This window comes from Pseudomonas sp. UBA6315 (genome assembly GCF_002438125.1).
GTDB classification, from domain to species: domain Bacteria; phylum Pseudomonadota; class Gammaproteobacteria; order Pseudomonadales; family Pseudomonadaceae; genus Aquipseudomonas; species Aquipseudomonas faucium.
The window spans coordinates 9242-15574 of sequence record NZ_DJTF01000167.1; the positions used below are offsets into that span (position 1 = coordinate 9242).

General features: G+C 58.4%; 5 protein-coding genes. 4 read left to right on the forward strand and 1 reads right to left on the reverse strand.

The genetic code is table 11. The features are described from left to right. Nucleotides 1–266: 266 nt before the first annotated feature. Nucleotides 267–401, reverse strand: a complete 135-nt coding sequence (gene rpmH, locus B3E94_RS19720; protein ID WP_003253163.1) for a 50S ribosomal protein L34 — start codon at nt 399–401, stop codon at nt 267–269. Nucleotides 402–985: 584 nt separating this feature from the next. On the opposite strand from rpmH, the gene dnaA reads away from it, so the two are divergent. From dnaA to B3E94_RS19740, 4 genes are all read left to right on the forward strand, one after another. Continuing rightward, a complete protein-coding gene (gene dnaA / locus B3E94_RS19725) occupies nt 986–2521 on the forward strand; it encodes a chromosomal replication initiator protein DnaA (protein ID WP_176511755.1) in 1536 nt (511 codons plus the stop codon). Nucleotides 2522–2561: 40 nt separating this feature from the next. Next, on the forward strand, nt 2562–3665 hold the full coding sequence (gene dnaN / locus B3E94_RS19730) for a DNA polymerase III subunit beta (RefSeq protein WP_286914819.1): 1104 nt from the start codon (nt 2562–2564) through the stop codon (nt 3663–3665). A gap of 13 nt (nt 3666–3678) precedes the next feature. Further along, nucleotides 3679–4782 (forward strand): DNA replication/repair protein RecF, encoded by a 1104-nt coding sequence (gene recF / locus B3E94_RS19735; RefSeq protein WP_176511753.1) that lies wholly within the window; start codon nt 3679–3681, stop codon nt 4780–4782. Nucleotides 4783–4786: 4 nt separating this feature from the next. Next, on the forward strand, nt 4787–6333 hold a 1547-nt coding region (locus B3E94_RS19740), incomplete at its 3' end, for a DNA gyrase subunit B (protein WP_286914820.1).

Sequence of the window (6333 nt, forward strand, 5' to 3'; positions counted from 1 at the left end):
TGGAAAGTACGTTTCATGGCGTGTTACCTGGGTTTGTCGACAACGGGCCGGGATGGCCCCCTTTTTAAGAGATCGGCGATTCTAGAGAAAGCAAGCCAATAGGTCAATTTCCAACCAGTCATTCCTTATGGAAGGTGATCGCTGGCGTTCGTCCGGCCCAGGCTTGCCCGTGCAGGCAAACGGACGACAAAATGAAAAAAANNTGCCGGGGTGTAAGCAGTCGCTTTTCCCGACTGAAGTCCTGACTCACCACCTGTGCCGAAAAATCAAATGGCCAGACGCTTACGGCCTTTGGCACGACGACGCGACAGAACAGCGCGGCCGTTCTTGGTAGCCATACGGGCACGGAAGCCGTGGGTGCGAGCGCGCTTGATGGTGCTTGGTTGGAAAGTACGTTTCATGGCGTTGTTACCTGGTTTGTCGACTACGGGCCGGAATGGCCCCCTTTTTAAGAGATCGGCGATTCTAGAGAAAGCAAGCCCATAGGTCAATTTCCAACCAGTCTTTCCTTATAGAAGGCGTCCTGATAGCTGCTGGGCCAGGAAGGGTTGATCAGTCACGCAACGGACGACAAAATGAAAAAAAAGAAGAGACATATAAAAAGCTTTTCTGAAGAACTTATAACTCTTAAGTGGATAAGCATCTGTGGATAACCTCTTGCAGCCCTTTATTCATGGGCTGTACAGAATTTCAAAACCTTGTCCACAACGGGTGCTGCGCCTGTGCTGCGCATGCGCACAAGTTGTGGATGAAAACGCCGCTTATCCACAGGGGAGTTATCCACACGGCTCGACCCAGGGTTGTGCATAGCCCTCATGTGCGCTTATCCACAGTGCTTATCCACCGCCTTGAAAGGGTGTTTTGGTCGCTAAATGGCTGATTTGTCATGGCTCAGAATGTTTCCACATGTGGATAACTGAGCGCTCGACCGGTACAATGGCGGTTTGTTTTTGCCTCATCCGGCTTTCAAACTCAGGGGATATCCGTGTCAGTGGAACTTTGGCAGCAGTGCGTGGAGCTTCTGCGCGATGAACTGCCTGCCCAGCAATTCAACACCTGGATCCGTCCGCTACAGGTCGAAGCCGAAGGCGACGAGTTGCGCGTCTATGCGCCTAACCGCTTCGTTCTCGATTGGGTGAATGAAAAGTACCTCGGCCGCCTGCTCGAACTGTTGGGTGAGAACGGCAGCGGCATCGCGCCTGCCCTTTCCTTATTAATAGGCAGCCGTCGCAGCTCTGCGCCGCGCGCTGCGCCCAACGCCCCGGTCAGTGCTGCAGTGGCAGCGTCGCTCGCGCAAAGCCAGCCCCAGGCCGCCAATGCGCCGGCCGCAGCCGTTGCCGAGCCGGTCATGGCCAGCGTTGTCGAACCTGTGCTGGTGACCGATAGCGCCGAGTCGTCCTCGCGGGACAGCTTCGATGCCATGGCCGACAGCAACGCGGCACCCGCTGCCAGCGGGCGTACCGAACAACGCACCGTTCAGGTCGAAGGTGCGCTCAAGCACACCAGCTACCTGAACCGCACCTTCACCTTCGAAACCTTTGTCGAAGGCAAGTCGAACCAGCTGGCGCGCGCCGCGGCCTGGCAGGTGGCCGACAACCCCAAGCACGGCTACAACCCGCTGTTCCTTTATGGCGGTGTAGGCTTGGGCAAGACGCACCTGATGCATGCTGTGGGTAACCACCTGCTGAAGAAGAACCCGAATGCCAAGGTGGTCTACCTGCATTCCGAGCGCTTCGTCGCAGACATGGTCAAGGCGCTGCAGCTGAACGCGATCAACGAATTCAAGCGGTTCTACCGCTCGGTGGATGCGCTGCTGATCGACGACATCCAGTTCTTCGCCCGCAAGGAGCGTTCGCAGGAAGAGTTTTTCCACACCTTCAACGCCTTGCTCGAAGGTGGCCAGCAGGTGATTCTCACCAGCGACCGCTACCCCAAGGAAATCGAAGGCCTGGAAGAGCGTCTGAAGTCGCGCTTCGGCTGGGGCCTGACGGTGGCCGTGGAGCCGCCAGAACTGGAAACCCGTGTCGCGATCCTGATGAAGAAGGCCGACCAGGCCAAGGTCGAACTGCCGCACGACGCGGCGTTCTTCATCGCCCAGCGCATCCGCTCCAACGTGCGTGAACTGGAAGGCGCCCTGAAACGGGTGATTGCCCACTCGCACTTCATGGGCCGCGACATCACCATCGAGCTGATTCGCGAGTCGCTGAAGGACCTGCTGGCGCTGCAAGACAAGCTGGTGAGTGTGGATAACATTCAGCGCACCGTGGCCGAGTACTACAAGATCAAGATCGCCGATCTGTTGTCCAAACGCCGCTCGCGTTCCGTCGCGCGCCCGCGCCAGGTGGCCATGGCGTTGTCCAAGGAGCTGACCAACCATAGCCTGCCGGAAATCGGCGACATGTTTGGCGGCCGCGACCACACCACCGTGCTGCACGCCTGCCGCAAGATCAACGAATTGAAGGAATCCGACGCGGACATCCGCGAGGACTACAAGAACCTGCTGCGCACGCTGACGACCTGATGGCCGTCAGCCCAGCTAATTGAAGGCAAGGGACTAGACCATGCATTTCACCATTCAACGCGAAGCCCTGTTGAAACCCCTGCAACTGGTCGCCGGTGTCGTCGAGCGCCGCCAGACCTTGCCGGTCCTGTCCAACGTACTGCTGGTCGTACAAGGCCAGCAGCTGTCGTTGACCGGTACCGACCTGGAAGTCGAACTGGTAGGCCGCGTGCAACTCGAAGAGCCGGCCGAGCCTGGCGAAATCACTGTGCCGGCGCGCAAGCTGATGGACATCTGCAAGAGCCTGCCCAACGACGTTCTGATCGATATCAAGGTCGATGAGCAGAAGCTGTTGGTCAAGGCCGGCCGTAGCCGTTTCACCCTGTCGACCCTGCCTGCCAACGACTTCCCGACGGTGGAAGAAGGCCCGGGTTCGCTGACCTGCAACCTGGAGCAGAGCAAGCTGCGCCGCCTGATCGAGCGCACCAGCTTCGCCATGGCCCAGCAGGATGTTCGCTACTACCTGAACGGCATGCTGCTGGAGGTAGATACCAACCATATTTGCGCGGTATCCACCGATGGGCATCGCCTGGCGCTTTGCTCCATGCATGGCGCGATCGATCACTCCAACCTGCATCAGGTCATCGTTCCACGCAAAGGCATCCTTGAGCTGGCGCGCTTGTTGAACGAGCCTGATGGGCAGGTCAGCATCGTGCTGGGTCAACACCACATCCGTGCTACCACTGGTGAGTTCACCTTCACTTCAAAGCTGGTTGATGGCAAGTTCCCGGACTATCAGCGTGTGCTGCCTAAAGGTGGTGACAAGGTTGTGGTCGCAGATCGTCAGGCGCTTCGTGAAGCGTTCAGCCGAACGGCGATTCTGTCGAATGAAAAGTACCGCGGCATTCGCCTGCACTTGTCTGCCGGCCTTCTGAAGATCCAGGCCAACAACCCTGAGCAGGAAGAAGCCGAAGAAGAAATCAGCGTCGAGTACGAAGGTAGCTCGCTGGAAATCGGTTTCAACGTCAGCTACCTGCTCGACGTGCTGGGTGTCATGACTACCGAGCAAGTTCGTCTGATCTTGTCCGATTCCAACAGCAGTGCGCTGCTGCAGGAAGCCGGCAACGACGATTCTTCCTACGTAGTCATGCCGATGCGCCTGTAACGTAGCAGGCCAAATGTCCCTTCGACGTATCATGGTCACCGCGGTGCGCAACCTGCACCCGGTGACCCTCACACCCTCCCCCCGCATCAATATTCTCTACGGCGCCAACGGCAGCGGTAAGACCAGCGTGCTCGAAGCTGTGCACCTGCTCGGCCTGGCTCGCTCATTTCGCAGCACTCGCCTGAACCCGGTCATTCAATACGAACAACCGGCGTGCACGGTATTTGGCGAAGTGCAGCTGGCCGAGGGTGGCACCAGCAACCTTGGTGTTTCACGGGAGCGCCAGGGGGAGTTCACCATTCGCATTGATGGCCAGAATGCCAGGAGCGCAGCCCAATTGGCTGAGCTGCTGCCCTTGCAGCTGATCAACCCAGACAGTTTCCGCTTGCTGGAAGGCGCACCGAAAATACGTCGGCAGTTCCTCGATTGGGGGGTGTTCCACGTGGAACCTCGTTTCCTGCCCGCCTGGCAACGCCTGCAGAAGGCGCTGCGGCAGCGGAACTCGTGGTTGCGTCATGGTACACTTGACCCAGCTTCGCAAGCCGCCTGGGACCGGGAATTGTGCCTGGCCAGCGCGGAAATAGATGAATACCGTCGCAACTACATCAAGGCCTTGAAGCCCGTCTTCGAGCGAACCCTGAGCGAACTGGTCGAGCTGGACGGGTTGACCCTGAGCTATTACCGAGGCTGGGACAAGGACCGGGAACTGCAAGAAGTCCTCGCCTCCTCTCTCCTTCGCGATCAGCAGATGGGCCATACCCAGGCCGGTCCGCAACGTGCTGATTTGCGTCTTCGTCTGGCTGCCAATAATGCAGCGGACATTTTGTCGCGCGGTCAGCAAAAGTTGGTGGTGTGCGCATTGCGCATCGCCCAGGGCCACCTCGTCAGCCAGGCTCGCCGCGGTCACTGTATTTATCTCGTGGATGACTTGCCGTCGGAGCTGGACGACCAGCACCGCCGCGCATTGTGCCGCTTGCTTGAAGAATTACGCTGCCAGGTGTTCATCACCTGTGTAGATCACGAATTACTGAGGGAAGGCTGGCAAACGGAAACGCCAGTTGCTTTGTTCCACGTGGAACAGGGCCGTATCACCCAGACCCACGACCATCGGGAGTGAAGGCATGAGCGAAAATCAAACGTACGACTCCTCCAGCATCAAGGTGCTGAAAGGTTTGGATGCCGTGCGCAAGCGCCCCGGCATGTACATTGGCGACACCGATGATGGTAGCGGCCTGCACCACATGGTCTTCGAGGTGGTCGACAACTCGATCGACGAAGCCCTCGCGGGTCACTGCGATGACATCACCGTCATCATTCACACCGACGAATCCATCAGCGTGCGCGACAACGGCCGCGGCATTCCGGTAGACGTGCATAAAGAAGAAGGCGTTTCGGCAGCCGAGGTCATCATGACCGTGCTGCACGCCGGCGGTAAGTTCGACGACAACTCGTACAAGGTTTCCGGTGGTCTGCACGGTGTGGGTGTTTCGGTAGTAAACGCCCTGTCCGAAAAGCTGGTGCTGACCGTTCGCCGCAGCGGCAAGATCTGGGAACAGACCTACGTGCACGGTGTGCCACAGGCGCCGATGGCCGTGGTCGGTGAAAGCGAAACCACCGGTACCCACATCCACTTCAAGCCGTCGGCTGAAACCTTCAAGAACATTCACTTCAGCTGGGACATCCTGGCCAAGCGCATCCGTGAGTTGTCGTTCCTCAACTCCGGCGTTGGCATTCTGCTGAAGGACGAGCGCTCGGGCAAAGAAGAGTTCTTCAAATACGAAGGCGGCCTGCGTGCATTCGTCGAGTACCTGAACACCAACAAGACCCCGGTCAACTCCCAGGTGTTCCACTTCAACATCCAGCGCGACGATGGCGTGGGTGTTGAAGTTGCGCTGCAGTGGAACGACAGCTTCAACGAAAACCTGCTGTGCTTCACCAACAACATTCCGCAGCGCGACGGCGGTACTCACCTGGTGGGCTTCCGTTCTTCCCTGACCCGTAGCCTGAACAACTACATCGAGCAGGAAGGCCTGGCCAAGAAGAACAAGGTTGCCACCACCGGTGATGATGCCCGTGAAGGCCTGACCGCGATCATTTCGGTAAAAGTGCCGGATCCAAAGTTCAGCTCCCAGACCAAGGACAAGCTGGTTTCCTCGGAGGTGAAAACCGCCGTGGAACAGGAGATGAACAAGTACTTCGCCGACTTCCTGTTGGAAAACCCCAACGAAGCCAAGGCCGTCGTCGGCAAGATGATCGACGCAGCCCGTGCCCGTGAAGCGGCGCGTAAAGCGCGTGAAATGACTCGCCGCAAAGGCGCGCTGGATATCGCCGGCCTGCCGGGCAAACTGGCGGACTGCCAGGAGAAGGACCCTGCCCTTTCCGAACTGTACCTGGTGGAGGGTGACTCCGCAGGTGGCTCGGCCAAGCAAGGTCGCAACCGCCGTACCCAGGCGATCCTGCCGCTCAAGGGCAAGATCCTCAACGTCGAGAAAGCCCGTTTCGACAAGATGATCTCGTCCCAGGAAGTGGGCACGCTGATCACTGCGCTGGGCTGCGGCATCGGCCGCGAAGAGTACAACATCGACAAGCTGCGTTATCACAACATCATCATCATGACCGATGCTGACGTCGACGGTTCGCACATCCGTACCCTGCTGCTGACCTTCTT